The following is an 18,776-nucleotide window of genomic DNA, read 5'->3' as shown; positions in this document are numbered from 1 at the left end:
TTTTTTGTTAGGTTATTCGTCAATCCGTGATGCTTCTTGAAACTGATAAGTGGCAGGATCAGCTTTCACTAGAAGCGGCAATTCTTCTTGGGTAAGGACGGTCAACTGATGCATCGCCCGTGTCGCCATTGTATAAAAAATCAATTGGTCTTGTTCAGTCGCGAAAGTGGCACCTGGTGTCCAGACAAATACTTGGTCAAACTCTAGCCCTTTTGCTAAAAAGGCCGGGAAGATCATGACATTGCGTTTCATGAAGTCTTCTTCAGAGGTGATCAGCTGCACTTGTTCCTGCATTGTTTCTGTCAGCTGGGCATATAACTGCTGGCAATCCTTTGCGGTTTTACAAATGATCGCGGTGCGCCAACGCTGATTCTCCGCTGCCTTTCGAATACTGGTTTCTAGGAAAGCCAGATTTTCAGATTCAGTTCCTTTAACAATTGTTGGTACCGCACCTTTACGAGCCGTCAATTCCACTTGATCACTGCCAACTAAAAATTGATTGGCGAAATCTGTGATTTCCTTAGTCGAACGATAGCTGGTTTTCAATTGATAACGTTTCACGCTTTCGTGGGGGAATAATTCTGCTAATGCTCCGACGATCGTTTCATTGCCATAAACTTTTTGGTTCAAATCGCCGCACAGGGTGATACCAGCCTTTGGATAAAGCTGACGCAGCAGAGCCACTTGTGCTGGTGGAAAATCCTGCATTTCATCGATAAAGATAAACCGAGCTTTTTCTTCGACGTGAACAGGATAAAGCTGTTTGATCAGTAAGAAAAACAAAACGGCGTCTTCTTGTTTGATTTGTCTTTGGCGCATTCCTTGGCGAATGTTGGCAATACTTTGCTGCCAAGCCGCAGCCTCGATGCCAGTTTCTTTGACTGCAGCAGACTCAACCGATTGTAAAAAGTGTAAGTATTGCTTGGCTTGGTTGATAAACTGAAAGTTTTTCACTCCCCGCGTCAAGGAACGGAACTTCTTACGGACGATCTGCTGTCTGAGTTTCTTCCGCAAACGGCGTTCGTTTTCTTCGCTGTATTCTTGATGAGGATCGTTGGTAAATACTTGTTGCAATTGCTCTTCGGTCGCTTCTTTGACCCAGTCTTTTTTGGCTTCATCTTTTTCCAAGCCGCCGATTTTTTTTAATAATTTTGTTTGAAGCAGTTGGGTTCTTTGGTAAATCGGCAATTCATGATTGGTTTCTTGGTACCAGCGGCGAATCTGTTCTTTTGTCAAATAGGTTTGCCCTTGGATTTTTAGATCACGGAACAAGGGGCCGATCGGTGCAATCGAACGGACATAACGGTTGATTTTTTCCACCAAGAAAAGACTACTTTTGATTTTTTCAATGGCATCATCGTCGCCGCTTAAAAAGTTCTCTTCTTGTTGGGTTTCTTTTGTTACTTCATAGCCAGTCAGAATCAATTGGATAAAGTGGTGGAAGGTTGTTGTGGGCACTTCACTTTCCCCTAATGAAGGCAGGACCATGGATATATAGTCAGAAAACAAATGATTGGGTGAAAACAGCAAGACTTGTTTTTCGTCCAGCCATTTGCGATTACGGTAAAGTAAAAAGGCGACCCGTTGCAATAAAGCAGAGGTTTTCCCACTTCCAGCAATCCCTTCGATCAGTAAAAATTTATTGGTGGTATCACGAATAATTTGGTTCTGTGCTTTTTGGATCGTTGAAACGATGTTACGCATTTGAGAAGAAGAGGCCTCATCCAAGATTTCCAATAAAAATTCGTCATTGATGATCTCCGAAGTATCGACCATCGATAAGATCTCACCATTTTGAATTTTAAACTGGCGTTTTAAGAGCAGCTCTACCGTAAAACGGTCGGTGTCTGTTTCGTAGAATGTTTCACCAAGTTCTCCTTCATAGTAAAGATTAGCGATCGGTGCGCGCCAGTCAATGACGATCGTTTCTTCCTCTTTGTCTCGTAAAGAAGCGATCCCTAAATAGAGGGTCTCGGTTTCTTGCTCTTCTTTGAAATCGATTCGAGCAAAGTAGGGATTGCCTGCCATCGTTGTTAGGGTTTTGACGCGTTTTTCTTGTGATTCTGCGGTTTGATACTTGATCAGCAGTTCTTGTTCATGCTGCTGGTACTCGATCACTGATTCATAAAAGGCTTCACTGTCGCCTCCGCGAATTTTCTTATCGGCGATTTCTTTTAATTGATCATCCATTTTAGCGGCTAATTCTTGTTTTTGCTGCGAAAGGATCGCTTGTTCTCTGTGGATCAGAGCAATGGTTTCATTGACATGTTGTTGTTCTTTTTGACGTTCGTTCACGAAGGATCCTCCTTAAAAAAATTGCGACATAAAATTATAGCATATTTTCCCTGTGAATGTCGTGGAAAAAAAGAAACTATGCTAATATTTATAAAAAGAGCTTAGGTGTTCAAAAACGAAACGAAATAGAGGTGGAAAAGGTGAGAGAAGAAGCAGAATTGCGCCAATTGATCCTGTCTGTTGGGAAACGTGTTGGGGCACGTGCCATCGGTTTATCTGGTTCACGGACCGATCCACAGGCGCCAAAAGATATTTTGCAGGATTTTGACGTGGTCTTCGTGATGGAGGATATTCAGCCTTTGGTCTATGATTCTTCATGGTTAGAAGCCTTTGGATCAATCATGATCAGGCAAACACCGGAAGCTAGCACGATTTATCCGCCGAGTTTGGGCGGGTGTTTTACGTACTTGATGCATTTTTTAGACGGAGTAAGAATCGATCTCATGCTATGTCCACTTGCACTGGTCGATCGTCTTGCTAAAGAACCAGGCTTGCAGCCGCTGCTTGATCCAGACCAATTACTAAGTTTTGCTAATCAAGCAAATCATTCGCATTACTGGATCAAGCGCCCGACCCAAGCCGCTTTTCAAGAACACTGCAACGAATTTTGGTGGGTAAGCACGTATGTCGTGAAAGGGCTGCTTCGAAAGCAACTAATTTATGCTACGGATCATTTATACACCATTTGTTGGCAAGAATTGTTATGGATAGAAGATTTGTTTGTTGCCCATGCTCAGCAATTTCAGGTGAGTACTGGGAAAAATCATAAATACCTGCAGTCGTTTCTAACGGAAAAGGAGTGGCGGGAATTGACCTCATTGCTTGATTTTTCCACGATCACTGCTTGCGGTCAGTCCCTTTTGAAGATGCAAAAACGATTTGATAAGCAAGCAAAGAAAATCAGCGATAAATTAGGGTTGGCCTATGATTGGCAAGAAGCTGAGAATGTCCAAACATATACGAAGTATTGGAGTGAAAAAAATTGGCAGATGAGACCAGAGAACCAAAAATAAAAGACAGTCAGATTCAAGCGTTTTGGCAGCGGTTTTTAAAAGCAAATCCAAGAAATCAATCTTCTCTGACCTATGAAGATGCTTGGTCCTTTGGTGATACTTCAGAAATGGCGGATGAACTGGCAGCACTTGTTTTAGCTGGCAAAAAGACAGCGACGACCTCCGCCGCTGCGCTCTATGAAATCGAGCAAGAAGCATTGCCACAATCAGAAACGTATAGTGTCCTTTTAGATGGTTCGGATGTACCAAGAGCTGTTCTTTATTTAGAGTCAGTGTCGATCGTGCCATTTGATGAAGTGACAGCAGCGTTTGCCTTTTTAGAAGGGGAAGGAGATCGCACTTTGGCTTATTGGCGCCGTGTTCATGAAGCTTTTTTTCGACGAGCTTATGCCTCAGCGGGGTTGTCTTTTCACGATCAAATGCTATGCGTTTGTGAAAAGTTTTCTGTCGTGTATCAGGAGGAATAAAGACACGTTTTTCTTTGGAAATCATGGGAATAGCTTTTGTCTTTTTGAAAAAGGTGTATAATCAAAAGCAAACAAAGGAGGAAATCGTATGCCATTTATTCATGTCGAACTAGTTGAAGGGCGTTCGCAAGAACAACTGACGAATATGATGAAAGAAATCACTGAGGCGGTCCATAAAAATACGGGTGCCCCTAAGGAGCATATCCATGTCATCATCAATGAAATGAAGCAAGGAACCTATGCTGTGAATGGCGATTGGAAATAATTCTCTTGCTTTTTCTTGTAGGTAGTGGTTTAATTGAGCCATAATCGATCAATAAAAAAGACACCTGAGTTTGAGAGTCTTCGATAAGAGAGGGAAATCTTGGCTGAAAATTTCCTGGAAGAAAACCAAAGGATGACCACTTTTTTAGACCTCTGTCGAAACGGAGGCGGTTGAACCGTTATCTCATGAAGAGGAAAACAGACTTTTTCTGTTTTCGAACAATAGGTGGAACCACGAGTGATCGTCCTAGTATCGTAACCGATACTAGGACTTTTTTATTGATTGAAATCATTCAAAGGAGGACATTCATATGTCATTATTTATTACATTTCCTGATGGTGCAAAAAAAGAATTTGCTGTTGGGGTAACAACTAAAGAGATTGCTGAAAGTATCTCGAAAAGTCTTGCAAAAAAAGCCTTAGCTGGAAAAGTCAATGGACAACTGATCGATCTTTCACGTCCGATCGAAGAAGATGCAACGATTGAGATCGTGACACCCGATCATGAAGACGCCTTAGGTTTACTTCGTCATTCGACAGCTCATTTAATGGCTCAAGCCATGCGCAGACTCTATCCATCGATCCATTTTGGAGTAGGACCTGCAATTGATTCTGGTTTTTACTATGACACAGACAATGGGGAAAACCCAGTAACTGCGGAAGATCTACCAGCAATCGAAGCAGAAATGATGAAAATCATTAAAGAAAATCTGCCAATTGAACGACGTGTATTAACAAAAGAGGAAGCTTTGGCTCTTTTTGCTGAAGATCCATACAAAGTTGAGTTGATCACAGAATTACCAGATGACGAAACGATTACTGCCTATCAGCAAGGAGAATTTGTTGACTTATGCCGCGGCCCTCATGTCCCATCGACAGGTCGTATCCAAGTGTACAAATTGTTATCAGTAGCCGGAGCCTATTGGCGTGGAAGTTCTGATAATCAAATGATGCAAAGGGTATATGGAACAGCCTTTTTCGATAAGAAAGACTTGAAGGAATTTATTCGTTTACGAGAAGAAGCAAAAGAACGCGATCATCGTAAATTAGGGAAAGAATTAGAATTGTTTATGTTGTCCCCTGAAGTCGGCGCGGGTTTGCCTTTCTGGTTGCCAAAAGGAGCAACGATCCGTCGTACGATCGAGCGTTATATCGTGGATAAAGAAGTTAGCCTTGGGTACCAACACGTTTACACACCAATCATGGCAAACGTGGATTTATACAAAACATCAGGGCACTGGGATCATTACCACGAGGACATGTTCCCACCAATGGATATGGGGGATGGCGAAATGCTGGTTCTACGACCAATGAATTGCCCGCATCACATGATGGTTTACAAAAATGACATCCATTCGTATCGTGAACTACCAATTCGGATCGCTGAATTAGGAATGATGCACCGCTATGAAAAATCAGGGGCACTATCAGGGTTGCAACGGGTTCGGGAAATGACCTTAAATGATGGTCATACATTTGTTCGTCCTGATCAAATCAAAGAAGAATTCAAACGGACACTGGATCTTATGGTGGGCGTTTACGAAGACTTTAATATTACTGACTATCGTTTCCGTTTAAGTTATCGCGATCCACAAAACAAAGACAAATATTTTGATGACGATGCGATGTGGGAAAATGCGCAAACAATGCTAAAAGCGGCCATGGATGAATTAGAATTGGATTATTTTGAAGCTGACGGTGAAGCAGCTTTCTACGGACCTAAACTAGATGTCCAAGTGAAAACAGCTTTAGGTATGGAAGAAACCTTGTCAACGATCCAATTGGATTTCTTATTGCCTGAACGGTTTGATCTAACATATGTTGGTGAAGATGGCGAAAACAATCACCGTCCAGTGGTGATCCACCGCGGAATCGTTTCAACGATGGAACGTTTTGTGGCTTACCTGACAGAAGTCTATAAAGGGGCATTCCCGACTTGGTTGGCACCAATCCAAGCATCGATCATTCCGGTCTCAGTCGAAGCCCACAGCGACTATGCTTACGAAATCAAAGAACGCCTGCAAGCGCAAGGACTGCGAGTGGAAGTGGATGACCGCAACGAAAAAATGGGGTATAAGATCCGTGCATCACAAACCCAAAAAATTCCTTACCAAATTGTTGTTGGGGATCAAGAAGTCAATGATGCGACAGTCAATATCCGTCGCTACGGCAGCAAGGAGACCCAAGTCGAAGAATTGAATCTGTTTGTTGATGCAATGGCTGCTGAAGTGAAAAATTATAGCCGAGCATAGCTTTTGGTTCAAAGAAAACGAATGATTTTATAGTATAGGCACCTGCTTTCAGTAGGTGCTATTTACCTTTTTTAATCTATATAAAATAAAATGATTAGATTTTTTTTGTTTTTGTGAATAAAATCGTGTATAATTAGTATGTGATAAAAAGGAATAAACTAGAAGGAGTTTGTGATGAATTATAATTACGGAGTTAGAAAGAAATCGGTTGTATCGGTCATTTTATTAACATTTATTACTTGTGGCATTTATACATTCTTTTGGATGTACCAAACAACCAAAGAGCTGGCAGAATACAGCGGGGATAATCGTCTTTCGCCAGAGACGTCGATTTTACTCACGATCCTTACTTGTGGATTGTATCAAATTTATTGGTGGTACCGAATTGCGGATATCTTTATGAGTGCACAACAGCGAGCGAATATGCCTCGTCTGAGTGACAACAAAATTCTTTTTGTCGTCTTGAGCCTGTTTGCTTTTGATTTCATCAACATGGCGATTTTACAAGGTGATATGAACCAAATGTGGGAAGCGGCTGATCAAAATGCCATGACCTCATCTAACAATACAAACGATTCGTCTGATTCAGATGATTGGGTAGATTATTGATTTGTCCGTTTAAATGGTTAACGGGGTTTCCTTGTCCAGGTTGTGGCATGACGCGCGCCTACTTGCACTTATTTCAGGGTGATCTTGAAGGTGCGCTGCATTTTCATCCCTTGTTTTGGTTAGTGCCGATCGTATTCGGAATCGTTTTATTCAAAAAAAATCCGAAAATCAGCAAACTTTACTACAGTCACAACCTGTGGGTGACATTGACACTTTTGGTACTAGTGGTTTATGGTGGTCGGCTCTGGCTTCATTTTCCACATGACGCGCCAATGGACTTTGATCCAGAGAGCATTTTCCCACAACTACTACGTCGGATTGGTCAAGTGATTCACTAACAGCCATTCACCCAAGCATTAAAAATCTTTAAGAAAATGCTTTGTTTTTTTCTGAAAGCGAAGGGAACATGCGACAGTAGTTGAATCTTTATGAAAATTGTGTTATATTTACAATGTAATGATACTTAGAGTGAGTGAGCGGTTTTTTCGCTCACTCTTTTTAATGGAATGAAGTTCGTTTCGTTGAGAAATAAAGGAGGCGATGTTGTGAGTACGGTAGTGGAAACTGTTACAGATATAGTGACCCCTATTCTGGATGCGCAAAAATTTGAATTAGTTGAAGTAGAATTCGTGAAGGAAGGGAAAAATTGGTTTCTTCGTGTGTTCATTGATAAAGAAGGCGGAATCGATATCGAGGAATGTGCCTTTGTCAGTGAACAACTTAGTGAACAATTAGACCAATGCGAACCTGATCCTATTCCACAGGCCTATTTCTTGGAAGTTTCTTCCCCTGGCGCCGAGCGTCCATTGAAGAAAGAAGCAGATTATCAACGGGCAGTCGGCGAGTACATTCATGTTTCTTTATATCAACCGATTGATGGAGAAAAACAGTTCGAAGGCTTTTTACAGTCATTCGATGAAAATCAGCTAGTTATGAAGACCCGAATCAAAACCAGAGAAAAAGAACGAACGATCGACCGGAAAAATATTGCCAAAGCTCGTTTAGCCATTCAATTTTAAACACGGAGGAATGAAAGAATCATGAGTAAAGAAATGTTGAATGCATTGGATGCATTAGAAGCAGAGAAAGGCATTTCAAAAGAGATTGTCATCGATGCCTTGGAAGCGGCATTGGTTTCAGCGTACAAACGTCATTACGGGCAAGCACAAAATGTGGAAGTAGAATTTGATCAGAAAAAAGGCAATATCCACGTCTATGCAGTCAAAGAAGTGACAGAAGAAGTCATGGACTCGCAACTAGAGGTTTCATTAAAAGAAGCGATGACAATCAACCCCGCTTATGAAATCGGCGACAAAATCCGCTTTGAAGTAACGCCTAAAGATTTTGGTCGTATTGCGGCGCAAACGGCAAAACAAGTCATTTTGCAACGGGTCCGTGAAGCGGAAAGAAACATTATCTATAACGAATTTAGTGCGTACGAAAAAGACATTTTGCAAGGAATCGTTGAACGCCAAGACAATCGTTATATCTATGTAAACTTAGGCAAAATTGAAGCCGTGCTTTCAAAACAAGACCAAATGCCAAATGAGTTTTATCAACCCCATGATCGGATCAAAGTATTCGTTTCTCGTGTTGAAAATACTTCAAAAGGACCTCAAGTATTCGTTAGCCGCAGCCATCCAGATTTGCTGCGCCGATTATTTGAACAAGAAGTGCCAGAAGTATATGATGGTACTGTAGAGATCGTAAGTATTGCTCGTGAAGCAGGGGATCGTGCCAAAGTTGCTGTTCGTTCCTTTGATGCCAACGTCGATCCAGTCGGCACTTGTGTTGGCCCTAAAGGTCAACGGGTTCAAGCGATCGTCAATGAACTAAAAGGCGAAAACATGGACATCGTGGAATGGAATGAAGATCCAGCGATCTTCATCGCCAATGCGTTGAATCCAGCAGAAGTCAGCGACGTTATTTTTGATGTTGATAATCCGAAGGCTTGTACTGTTGTCGTGCCTGATTACCAACTATCATTAGCGATCGGTAAACGCGGACAAAATGCTCGCCTAGCAGCCAAATTGACTGGCTTCAAAATCGATATCAAATCAGAAACAGACATGGAAGAATTTTATGCGAAGCTGGATGAAGGCGACTATATCGATGAGTATGATGCCAATGCTTCAGAAGCTGCTGAAGAAATCAGTACAGAAGCAACAGAATCTGCAGAAACAGTTGATGAAGCGATCCTTCCATCAGACATGACTGCGGATGATTATGAAAATGTTGAGTTTGACGAAAAATAGTTGAGGTGAGATCGTGATGAAAAAACGAAAAATTCCTTTACGAAAATCAGTGATTTCAGGCGAAATGCTACCTAAGAAAGAAATGCTTCGTATCACTCGTTCAAAAGAAGGCGTTGTTTCCATCGATCCGACAGGAAAAATGCCAGGTCGGGGAGCTTATATAGCGATCGAACCGGCTGAAGCCCAGAAAGCATGGGATAAGCGTATCTTGGATCGAGTGCTGGAAACGAAATTGACAGATGAATTTTACCAAGAACTATTGGACTATGTAACGCACCAAAAAGCGCGAAAAGAGTTATTTGCAAATGAATAAAACCAAAGCATTAAATATGTTAGGACTAGCCATGCGTGCTGGGAAATTAGTAACTGGTGAAGAAATGACTTTAAAAGAGATTCGCAATGAGAAAGCTGCTTTAGTCATTATCGCCAGTGATGCTGGTAAAAATACACAAAAGAAAATTAAGGACAAAAGTTCTTATTACGAAATTCCGCTCCTAGATGCATTTTCTGCTGATGAAATCAGTGCGGCCATTGGGAAACCAAGAATGGTCATTGGCATCTTAGATCAAGGATTTGCAAGGAAGGTGCAGGAATTAATATTAGGTTAGGAAGGTGATTGCATGGGAAAAAAAAGAATTTATGAACTTGCAAAAGAATGGAATAAGTCGAGCAAAGAGGTTGTTGAAAAAGCACAATCTTTAGGCTTTGATGTCAAAAATCATATGGGCGCGATCTCAGATGGAGAGGCGCAAAAATTGCAGCAGTCATTAGACGGCAATCCAAATGGTAAAACATCTGCAAACTCAAATCCCGCAAATCAGAAACCAGCCAACCAGCCGGAAAAACAAGAACAAAAGAAATTTAAAACGCAAAGAAATAATCCTAACTTCCAAAACCGTCATAACAATCAAAGTCAACAGCGAACTACGCAAAGCAATAACCGTCCTGCTGGTCAAGGACAAGTAGATCGCACGAACAGTCAAGGAAGTAACAGACCAAATAACCAAGGAAGTCATAATCGAGTGAATAACCAAGAGAATCGTAACAATCAAGGGCAACAAAACCGCCCAACAAACCAAGGACAACAAAACCGTCCGAATAATCAAGGGCAACAAAATCGCCCAACAAACCAAGGACAACAAAATCGTCCGAACAATCAAGGACAACAAAATCGTCCGAACAATCAAGGACAACAAAATCGTCCGAATAATCAAGGGCAACAGAATCGCCCAACAAACCAAGGACAACAAAACCGTCCGAATAATCAAGGGCAACAAAATCGCCCAACAAACCAAGGACAGCAAAACCGTCCAAATAACCAAGGGCAACAAAACCGTCCGGCCGCTCAATCTGCAGGAAATACGCAAGGGGCAGACCGTAACAATAACCGTCCGCAAGGATCGAATGATTCTCGTGGAGGAAATCAAAACCGCGGCAAGTCAAACTACGGTGGACGCAACAATAATTTCAACAATAACAATCGCAACAAATTCAATAAAAAAGGCAAAAAAGGCCGTCAGCAGACGGAAAAGAAACCGCCAGTTCCAGCACGTAAATTCCGTGAGCTACCAGAAGTATTGGAATATTCAGAAGGCATGAACGTAGCGGATATCGCGAAAAAAATCTACCGTGAACCAGCAGAGATCATCAAGAAACTCTTTATGATGGGGGTTATGGTCAATCAAAACCAACCTTTAGATAAAGATACGATTGAACTGCTTGCTACCGATTACGGAATCGAACCACAAGAAAAAGTTCAAGTGGATATCGCAGACATCGATAAATTCTTCGAAGCAGAAGAACAAATTGAAGAGAATTTAGTATCACGACCACCTGTTGTGACGATCATGGGTCACGTTGACCACGGGAAAACAACATTGCTTGATACTTTACGTCATTCACGCGTAACAAGTGGTGAAGCTGGGGGAATTACGCAGCATATTGGCGCTTACCAAATCGACATCAATGGCAAACCAATTACTTTCTTAGATACTCCTGGACACGCGGCCTTCACTAGTATGCGTGCACGGGGAGCAAGTATCACCGATATCACGATTCTTGTTGTCGCAGCTGATGATGGAGTGATGCCACAAACAGTAGAAGCGATCAACCATGCGAAAGCAGCAAAAGTGCCGATCATCGTTGCAGTAAACAAAATCGATAAACCAGGTGCTAACCCACAACATGTGATGCAAGAATTAAGTGAACATGAGTTGATCCCAGAAGCTTGGGGTGGCGATACGATCTTCGTTGAAATCTCAGCGAAATTTGGGCAAAACATTGAAGAATTGCTTGAAATGATCCTCTTAGTAGCAGAAGTCGAAGATTTGAAAGCTGATCCTACCCAACGGGCGATCGGTACAGTCATTGAAGCGCGCCTTGATAAAGGAAAAGGTCCTGTAGCAACACTATTGGTTCAACAAGGGACTCTTCATGTAGGTGATCCAATTGTTGTAGGGAATACTTTCGGTCGTGTTCGCGTAATGACGAATGATTTAGGTCGTCGTGATAAAGCAGCTGGACCTGCTACACCAGTCGAAATCACAGGATTGAATGATGTGCCTCAAGCAGGTGATCGTTTCGTTACTTTTGAAGACGAGAAAACAGCTCGAGCAGCGGGTGAAGAACGTGCAAAACGTGCTTTGATGGAGCAACGCGCATCAAGCAGTCGTGTGACATTGGATAACTTGTTTGAAAGTCTAAAAGAAGGCGAACTGAAAGAAGTAAATGTCATCATCAAAGCAGACGTACAAGGTTCAGCTGAAGCATTAGCTGCTTCATTGAAGAAAATCGATGTTGAAGGTGTGCGAGTGAACATCGTCCATTCAGCCGTTGGTGCAATCAATGAAAGTGATGTAACGCTAGCAGCAGCAAGTAATGCCATCATCATCGGATTCAACGTCCGTCCAACACCGCAAGCCAAACAGCAAGCGGAAGCGGAAAAAGTCGATATTCGTTTGCATCGCATCATCTACAAAGCGATCGAAGAAATCGAAACTGCGATGAAAGGGATGCTTGATCCTGAATTCGAAGAAAAAATCACTGGTCAAATGATCGTTCGTGAAACATACAAAGTATCTAAAGTGGGCACGATCGCAGGTTGCTACGTAACGGAAGGCAGTATTCGCCGTGACAGTGGCGTCCGCGTGATCCGTGACGGCATCGTTATCTATGAAGGCAAACTTGCCAGCTTGAAACGCTTCAAAGATGATGTCAAAGAAGTGAAGCTAGGGTTTGAATGTGGCGCGATGATCGAGAAATTCAACGATCTTAAAGTTGATGACGTGATCGAAGGCTATGTCATGGAAGAAGTACCGACAAAATAACGGAATGACAACTATACAAGGAGGCTTTTTGAATGGCTAACTATCGAGATCGCCGAGTGGCACAAGAAATCTTAAAAGAAGTCAATCAAATTCTTCGTAAAAAAGTTCGTGATCCTCGCGTGCAAGATGTGACGATCACAGATGTACGAGTAACTGGAGATTTACAGCAAGCAACGATCTTTTACAGCACCCTAACGGACTTAGCTTCAGATAAGCAAAAAGCCCAAGCAGGACTGGAAAAAGCAACTGGCTTGGTTCGTCGTGAATTAGGTCAAGCGTTAACGCTCTATAAAGTTCCAGAAATCCAATTCGAATTGGATGAATCAGTACAATACGGGAATAAAATTGATGAAATGATTCGCGCATTGCACTCAGAAGAATAAAAAAAAGAGCAGCTTCCAATCGAAGCTGTTCTTTTTTATTTGAAAAGAGCATCAGGTATTCATCAGTAAAGTTACCAGTCCAGCAACACCTGTCCCCAAGAGCCAGCCTCCGATCACATCTGTTAAAAAATGGATCCCTAAGTAGACTCTGCTAAAGCCGATCATAAAGCTTAACAAAACTGCCAGCAGAGTCATCGGAAGGACTGCTGAGGGAACCAATTGTCCAAGATTCAAGGCGATCGTTCCGTACATGGCAGCGGATGTGGCAGCATGGGCACTAGGAAAGCTGTGATCTTTTTCTTCAACTAAACGATGATCGATCGGACGATCTCGTCGGACGATCCGTTTGATCAGGTAAGCAGCTGCTGATACTATGAAGATACTGACTGCTGTTTTTGGTGCAAGATCCGCCCGCGATGATGGAAAGACAAACAATAGTAAAGCGATCGCAACTGTCGGAAAGGCTTTTCCTAAATTGGTAAAAAAGTGCATCATGCGCGTCAAAGAAGGCGTACGGCTTTGGATGATCTGCAAAGCAAACGCTTCTTCCCAACGCTGCATCGTGCCGAGCTGAATCATGATCAAAAAGATGGCAAATCCAATAAATGACCCTATCGTTAAAACAACCATTTTAGGACCTCCTTATATGCTTAGTTTATCATGTAATGAGAAGGAGCGAAAAGGATTTTGTCGTGCAATGAATTTTTTTTATATGTTATAATAAGCAAGTTGAAGTGAAATGGAGGAATACGATGGACGGGATTTTACCATTATGGAAAGAGCGTGGACAAACAAGTCACGACTGCGTGTTTAAATTACGAAAAATATTAAAGACAAAAAAAATCGGACACAGCGGCACACTAGATCCTGACGTGGATGGTGTCTTGCCCATTTGTATCGGAAAAGGAACGAAGATCGTCGAATACTTGGTTGATTCTGGAAAAGTCTACACCGGGGAAATCACCTTGGGCTTCAGTACCACTACAGAAGATCGATCGGGGGATATCGTTGAACAACAAGCACTAACTCGTCCGTTTACGAAGACAGAAATCGATCAGGCAATGAAAGAGTTGACGGGGACGATTACCCAGATCCCGCCGATGTATTCGGCGGTCAAAGTCAATGGCAAACGACTTTACGAATATGCTCGCAACAATGAAACTGTCGAGCGACCACAGCGCAAAGCAGAAATTTATTCCTTCAAACGAATTTCAGAGCCGGTTTTTCATGAGGACAATACGCAAAGCTGGCGTTTTGAAGTTTCTTGTGGAAAAGGGACTTATGTTCGCACGTTAGCGGTCGACACAGGGAAATTGCTGGGTGTACCCGCGCATATGTCTGATTTGACTCGCTTAAAAAGCGGTGGTTTTTCTAAAGAACAATCTTACACGATTGCAGAGGTGCAAAAGGCAGTCGATGAACAACGTGTTTCGGAACTACTGCTACCGGTGGAATATGGGGTATCGGAGTTTGTTCAAGTGACGATCGATGCGGACCTCTGGCAGAAAGTAAAAAATGGCATGCGCTTGCCTTTCAGCGTGTTTGGATTACAAGAGCGCCCAGAGGAATTAGTGGCGATTTTTTATCGAGAACAATTGATCAGTATCTATAAAGCTCATGACAAATACCAAGATATGATGAAACCGGTAAAAGTCATCCGTACAGAAATAGGAGAATGAACATGGAAATCATTGAAATGAGACACCCTTATGATCACGAAACGATTCCTGATGAGGAGATCGTCTTAGTGTTAGGCTTTTTCGATGGCGTACATCTAGGTCATCAGAAAGTCATTGAAACAGGACGAAAGATCGCAGAAGAAAAAGGGTTAAAATTGGCATTAATGACCTTTAATCAACATCCCTCGATCGTTTTTCAAAAAGTCGATCCTGAAAAAATGCAATACCTGACCAGCTTGGCTCAAAAGGAAGCGCATATGGAAAAGCTTGGAGTAGATATTCTTTATATCATTGAGTTTACTTCTGCTTTTGCAAATCTGGCACCACAGGTGTTTGTGGATGAATACATGATCGGTCTGCATGCAAAAGTTGTTGTTGCTGGATTCGACTATACCTACGGCAAGAAAGAGATAGCCAACATGGCGCTGTTACCAACATATGCAGAAAATCGTTTTGAAGTTGTGACTGTCGCGCAAGAATCGTTTGATGAAGAAAAGGTTAGCTCCACACGCATTCGCTCTGCCCTACAAAATGGCGATATGGCACAAGTCAATCGCTTGTTAGGGTATATTTATGAATTTGAAGGAACCGTCGTTCACGGTGATGCTAGAGGACGAGAACTTGGGTTTCCAACCGCGAATATCAAAGTAAAGAGCACCGTTCGGTTGCCAAAAGAAGGCGTCTATGTGACGGAAATCAAAGTCGGTGACAAGTGGTATCCATCGATGGGATCGATTGGTCACAATGATACGTTTGGTCAGGGGCGCCAGTTAACAGTTGAAATCTATATTCTCGATTTTCACCAAGATATCTATGGTGAAACCGTGGCGATCCGCTGGCATCATTTCTTACGTGATCAAGTCGCTTTCAATGGCGCACAAGCGTTGATCGAACAATTAAAGCAAGATGAACGAGACACTGAAACTTATTTTGATGGGCTTTCTGAAGAAAACTAAGCATTCGTAGTGAAAAGAAGCGTTTCTGGCTTCTTTTCACTTTTTCTTTTTCTTTCTTTTTATAACGTAGTTTATTTGAATTCTAATGCTTTCCCCATGAGGAAAAAACGTTTTTTCGATATACTAAAAAATAGGCAAAAATGATAATTTATGCAGAACGCTGCAAAGGGAAAGGGAGAGAAAAAGTGACAATTGGAAAAAAAGCGAAAAAGGGGAAAGAAAAGAAAGATTTAACTAAAATGAAAACGCCTCATACGTATGTCATCATCTTTGGGGTCGTATTGTTGGCGTGGTTGCTGACTTTCTTAGTTCCCGCCGGGAAATTCAGTACACAAGAAATCGAGTATACCGATGCAAATGGGGAAATAAGTACCAGAACGGTCTTGATGCAAGATTCGTTTCGTTATGCCTACCCGTTAGATAACGAATACGTCTATCAACAGTTGAATCAATTGGAAGAGGATCCACAAGAGTTGGAAGAATTAGATGTCGATCCTGAGGCTTTAGCAGCTGTTTTAGCTGAAGGGCCTAAAGAGTTGTCCCAGAGTCAATTAGACGAGGTGGGACTAACCGATGACACCCTTTACAGTCTTTACGGCGAAAAAATTTATGATACTTCTGAAAAACTGCACAAAACAGCCAAGGTTTGGGGAACTGATGACTTTAACGGTTTCGGCTTCTTAAATTTTGTTTTTGAAGGATTGGTTTCTGGTGATAAATACGGCTCAGCAGTTGGGATCGCAGCACTGATCCTAGTGGTCGGTGGTGCGTTTGGTATTATCATGCAGACCGGAGCGATTGATGCGGGGATCTTTGCATTTATCAGCAAAACTCGTGGATTAGAACGCTTGGCATTGCCGCTGTTGTTCTTTGCTTTTTCATTTGGGGGCGCTACCTTTGGGATGGCAGAAGAAGTCATTCCGTTTTCGATGGTCATGGTGCCTTTCGTGATCGCATTGGGGTATGATTCGATCGTGGCGGTCACCGTCACCTATGTCGCCTCCCAGATTGGAAATGCCACCTCGTGGATGAGTCCATTTAGTGTGGCAGTAGCTCAAGGGATCGCAGGTATTCCCGTTCTTTCAGGCGCAACGTTCCGAATCATCATGTGGGTCGTGGTTACCGCACTATCCGCAGGGTACCTCATGATCTATGCCGAAAGAATTCGCAAGAATCCTGAGAAATCGCTAACGTATCAATCGGATGCGTATTTTAGAAATCATCTTGAAAAAACCTCCAGTGAGCAAAAACCATTTTTATTAGGTCATAAATTGATCTTGGTTGAAATGCTGGCGGTTTTGATCTGGATCGTATGGGGTGTGACGCAGAAAGGCTACTATATTCCCGAGATTGCTTCTCAATTCTTTGTTATGGGCTTAGGGGCAGGAATCATAGCGGTTCTTTTCAAATTAGAAAATATGGGCTTGAATGATGTGGCGAGTGCCTTTCAATCTGGTGCCTCAGAATTGGCAGGAACTGCAATCGTTGTAGGGATGGCCAAAGGGATTCTTCTGGTTCTCGGCGGTTCTGATGCCAATGTGCCGTCAGCGTTGAATACGATTTTGCACAGCATCGGCGGATTGTTAAGCAATTTTCCAGCTTTTATTGGTGCCTGGTTCATGTACATTTTCCAAAGCTTCTTCAATTTGATCGTGACTTCAAATTCAGGTCAAGCTGCATTAACCATGCCGATCATGGCGCCATTAGCCGATCTTTTAGGTGTCTCTAGACAGATCGCTGTCTTGGCTTATCAATTAGGCTCGGGCTTTATGGATGCCTTCACTCCAGTATCGGCAAGTCTGATCGGTGTCTTAGGTGTCGCAAGAATCGAATGGGTGAAATGGGCGAAATTCCAGATCAAAATGCAAGGTTTCTTATTTGTATTAGGAACGATTTTTATCTTTATTGCGGTCGCAATCGGCTTGCAATAAGAAGCAATCAGGCACAAGGAGGAAGCACTTATGAAGGTGATACGACAAGCAGAGGTTTACGCTCCTGACTATTTAGGAAAAAAAGATATTTTATTAAATGAAGACAAGATCATTGCTATTCAAGATTCGATTGAAGGAGGATTCTCAGGTGTTCCTCTTGAAGAAATCGATGGCACAGGGTTACTCGCTGTGCCCGGCTTTATTGACTGCCACTTTCATATCTTAGGAGGTGGCGGGGAAGGCGGCTTTCAAAACCGGACACCAGAAGTGAAATTGAGTCAATTGACCTCTGCAGGAGTAACGACAGTGGTTGGCTGTTTAGGTACTGACGGAGTAGGCAGAGATATGACTGCCTTGATCAGTAAGGCGCGTGGACTAGAGGCGGAAGGCATCACGACTTATCTTTATGACGGTTCGTATCGATTGCCTTTGACGCCCATCACGGATTCCATCATCCAAGATTTTTTGACTATCGATAAAATTATTGGTATCGGTGAAATTGCCGTTTCTGACCATCGTTCTTCACAACCAAGTTTCGAAGAATTTACCCGCGCGGTGGCGGATGCTCGTGTCGGTGGGATGCTTTCTGGAAAAGCAGGCATCGTAAACGTCCACTTAGGTGGAGGAAAGAAAAAATATGAGCTGCTTTTACGAACCATCGAAGAGACAGAGATTCCAATCAGCCAATTTTTACCGACACATGCCAATCGGACCAGCGAGCTTTTCGAAGCAAGTATTGCTTTTGCAAAAATGGGTGGAACGATCGATTTTACGGCGAGTGAAGATCCTGATTTCTGGGAAAAAGAAGACGATGAGGTTCGCTTCAGTAAAGGATTGAAACGTTTGTTAGCAGAAGGGATCGGGCTGGATCAATTTACCATGACCTCTGATGGGCAAGGCAGCCTCCCGTACTTTGATGAAAACAATCAATTCATAGGTCTGGGTGTCGGCAGTTCGCGAGCGCTGATGGTAGGCATTAAAGAAGCAGTCCAAAAAGAGCAGATTCCATTGGAGATCGCCATTCGAGCAATCACTTCCAATCCAGCGAAAGTATTGAAGCTTGATCAAAAGGGACGTCTTGCAGCAGGGATGGATGCTGATATTTGCTTGCTGAACAAAGACTCATTAGCAGTAGAAACGGTTCTAGCAAAAGGCAGAACAATGGTAGAAGAACAAGAAGTAAAAGTGTGGGGTACCTTTGAACAACTAACATAAGAAGAATTCAGTTTTAACAGACTAAGAAACGGTTGTTTTTCTAAACAGAGTTGTAGAAGAAAATAAGCAGCCCGATCCATGACCAGCATTTACTGGACTTGATCGGACTGCTTTTTTCAATTAAACGCAAG

At 42.5% G+C, this 18,776-nt stretch carries 18 protein-coding genes; 16 read left to right on the top strand and 2 right to left on the bottom strand.

Translation table 11 applies throughout. The annotated features are described in order from the left end of the window. Positions 1 to 12 precede the first annotated feature (12 nt). Positions 13 to 2,295 carry an RNA polymerase recycling motor HelD gene (gene helD / locus IGK85_RS09015; protein ID WP_008378157.1) on the bottom strand — a complete coding sequence of 761 codons (2,283 nt, stop codon included), beginning with the start codon at positions 2,293 to 2,295 and terminating at the stop codon, positions 13 to 15. A 140-nt stretch (positions 2,296 to 2,435) separates the two neighbouring features. On the opposite strand from helD, the gene IGK85_RS09010 reads away from it, so the two are divergent. From IGK85_RS09010 to rbfA, 12 genes are all read left to right on the top strand, one after another. Further along, on the top strand, positions 2,436 to 3,308 hold the full coding sequence (locus IGK85_RS09010; protein ID WP_429972229.1) for an aminoglycoside 6-adenylyltransferase: 873 nt from the start codon (positions 2,436 to 2,438) through the stop codon (positions 3,306 to 3,308). Beyond that, entirely contained in the window at positions 3,278 to 3,775 is a 498-nt protein-coding gene (locus tag IGK85_RS09005) for an ASCH domain-containing protein (RefSeq protein WP_005235615.1), read from the top strand. Before IGK85_RS09010 ends, IGK85_RS09005 begins: the two co-directional genes overlap by 31 nt. A gap of 88 nt (positions 3,776 to 3,863) precedes the next feature. Beyond that, entirely contained in the window at positions 3,864 to 4,040 is a 177-nt protein-coding gene (locus tag IGK85_RS09000; RefSeq protein WP_005225916.1) for a 2-hydroxymuconate tautomerase, read from the top strand. Positions 4,041 to 4,350: 310 nt separating this feature from the next. Then, a complete protein-coding gene (gene thrS / locus IGK85_RS08995; protein ID WP_005235617.1) occupies positions 4,351 to 6,291 on the top strand; it encodes a threonine--tRNA ligase in 1,941 nt (646 codons plus the stop codon). Positions 6,292 to 6,465: 174 nt separating this feature from the next. Beyond that, positions 6,466 to 6,900 (top strand): DUF4234 domain-containing protein, encoded by a 435-nt coding sequence (locus tag IGK85_RS08990; RefSeq protein WP_008378150.1) that lies wholly within the window; start codon positions 6,466 to 6,468, stop codon positions 6,898 to 6,900. Next, positions 6,885 to 7,238: a DUF2752 domain-containing protein gene (locus IGK85_RS08985; RefSeq protein ID WP_034695542.1), complete on the top strand. Its 354-nt coding sequence runs from the start codon at positions 6,885 to 6,887 to the stop codon at positions 7,236 to 7,238. Before IGK85_RS08990 ends, IGK85_RS08985 begins: the two co-directional genes overlap by 16 nt. A 207-nt stretch (positions 7,239 to 7,445) precedes the next feature. Continuing rightward, positions 7,446 to 7,919: a ribosome maturation factor RimP gene (gene rimP, locus IGK85_RS08980; RefSeq protein WP_008378146.1), complete on the top strand. Its 474-nt coding sequence runs from the start codon at positions 7,446 to 7,448 to the stop codon at positions 7,917 to 7,919. A gap of 21 nt (positions 7,920 to 7,940) precedes the next feature. Then, entirely contained in the window at positions 7,941 to 9,155 is a 1,215-nt protein-coding gene (nusA, locus tag IGK85_RS08975) for a transcription termination factor NusA (protein WP_008378144.1), read from the top strand. A 16-nt stretch (positions 9,156 to 9,171) separates the two neighbouring features. Beyond that, on the top strand, positions 9,172 to 9,468 hold the full coding sequence (rnpM, locus tag IGK85_RS08970) for an RNase P modulator RnpM (protein ID WP_005225922.1): 297 nt from the start codon (positions 9,172 to 9,174) through the stop codon (positions 9,466 to 9,468). Continuing rightward, positions 9,461 to 9,763, top strand: coding sequence for a YlxQ-related RNA-binding protein (locus IGK85_RS08965; RefSeq protein ID WP_005235626.1), 303 nt, complete (start codon positions 9,461 to 9,463; stop codon positions 9,761 to 9,763). Before rnpM ends, IGK85_RS08965 begins: the two co-directional genes overlap by 8 nt. Positions 9,764 to 9,775: 12 nt before the next feature. Next, the gene (infB, locus tag IGK85_RS08960; RefSeq protein ID WP_429972227.1) at positions 9,776 to 12,481 is read left to right on the top strand and encodes a translation initiation factor IF-2; all 2,706 of its coding nucleotides are present in this window, start codon (positions 9,776 to 9,778) and stop codon (positions 12,479 to 12,481) included. Between the two features lie 32 nt (positions 12,482 to 12,513). Beyond that, positions 12,514 to 12,864: a 30S ribosome-binding factor RbfA gene (gene rbfA, locus IGK85_RS08955; RefSeq protein ID WP_005225925.1), complete on the top strand. Its 351-nt coding sequence runs from the start codon at positions 12,514 to 12,516 to the stop codon at positions 12,862 to 12,864. 51 nt (positions 12,865 to 12,915) lie between these two features. Here rbfA and IGK85_RS08950 read toward each other — a convergent pair whose 3' ends face one another. Further along, on the bottom strand, positions 12,916 to 13,494 hold the full coding sequence (locus IGK85_RS08950) for a phosphatase PAP2 family protein (RefSeq protein WP_005235629.1): 579 nt from the start codon (positions 13,492 to 13,494) through the stop codon (positions 12,916 to 12,918). Positions 13,495 to 13,616: 122 nt separating this feature from the next. Here IGK85_RS08950 and truB point away from each other — a divergent pair, with 122 nt between their 5' ends. The 4 genes from truB to iadA all read left to right on the top strand — a co-directional run bounded on the left by truB (position 13,617) and on the right by iadA (position 18,645). Then, complete coding sequence (gene truB / locus IGK85_RS08945) at positions 13,617 to 14,543, top strand: tRNA pseudouridine(55) synthase TruB (protein WP_008378131.1); 927 nt, start codon at positions 13,617 to 13,619, stop codon at positions 14,541 to 14,543. Positions 14,544 to 14,545: 2 nt separating this feature from the next. Further along, a complete protein-coding gene (ribF, locus tag IGK85_RS08940) occupies positions 14,546 to 15,499 on the top strand; it encodes a riboflavin biosynthesis protein RibF (protein WP_008378129.1) in 954 nt (317 codons plus the stop codon). Positions 15,500 to 15,738: 239 nt separating this feature from the next. Continuing rightward, positions 15,739 to 17,430 carry a putative basic amino acid antiporter YfcC gene (yfcC, locus tag IGK85_RS08935; protein WP_192810776.1) on the top strand — a complete coding sequence of 564 codons (1,692 nt, stop codon included), beginning with the start codon at positions 15,739 to 15,741 and terminating at the stop codon, positions 17,428 to 17,430. Between the two features lie 30 nt (positions 17,431 to 17,460). Continuing rightward, positions 17,461 to 18,645, top strand: a complete 1,185-nt coding sequence (gene iadA, locus IGK85_RS08930; RefSeq protein WP_005235636.1) for a beta-aspartyl-peptidase — start codon at positions 17,461 to 17,463, stop codon at positions 18,643 to 18,645. Positions 18,646 to 18,776: the final 131 nt, after the last annotated feature.

The organism is Enterococcus sp. AZ015 (genome assembly GCF_050499225.1).
In the GTDB taxonomy this organism is placed as follows: domain Bacteria; phylum Bacillota; class Bacilli; order Lactobacillales; family Enterococcaceae; genus Enterococcus_D; species Enterococcus_D entomosocium.
Note: the sequence above shows the minus strand (reverse complement) of the source record. Positions and strands in the feature narration are given on the sequence as shown.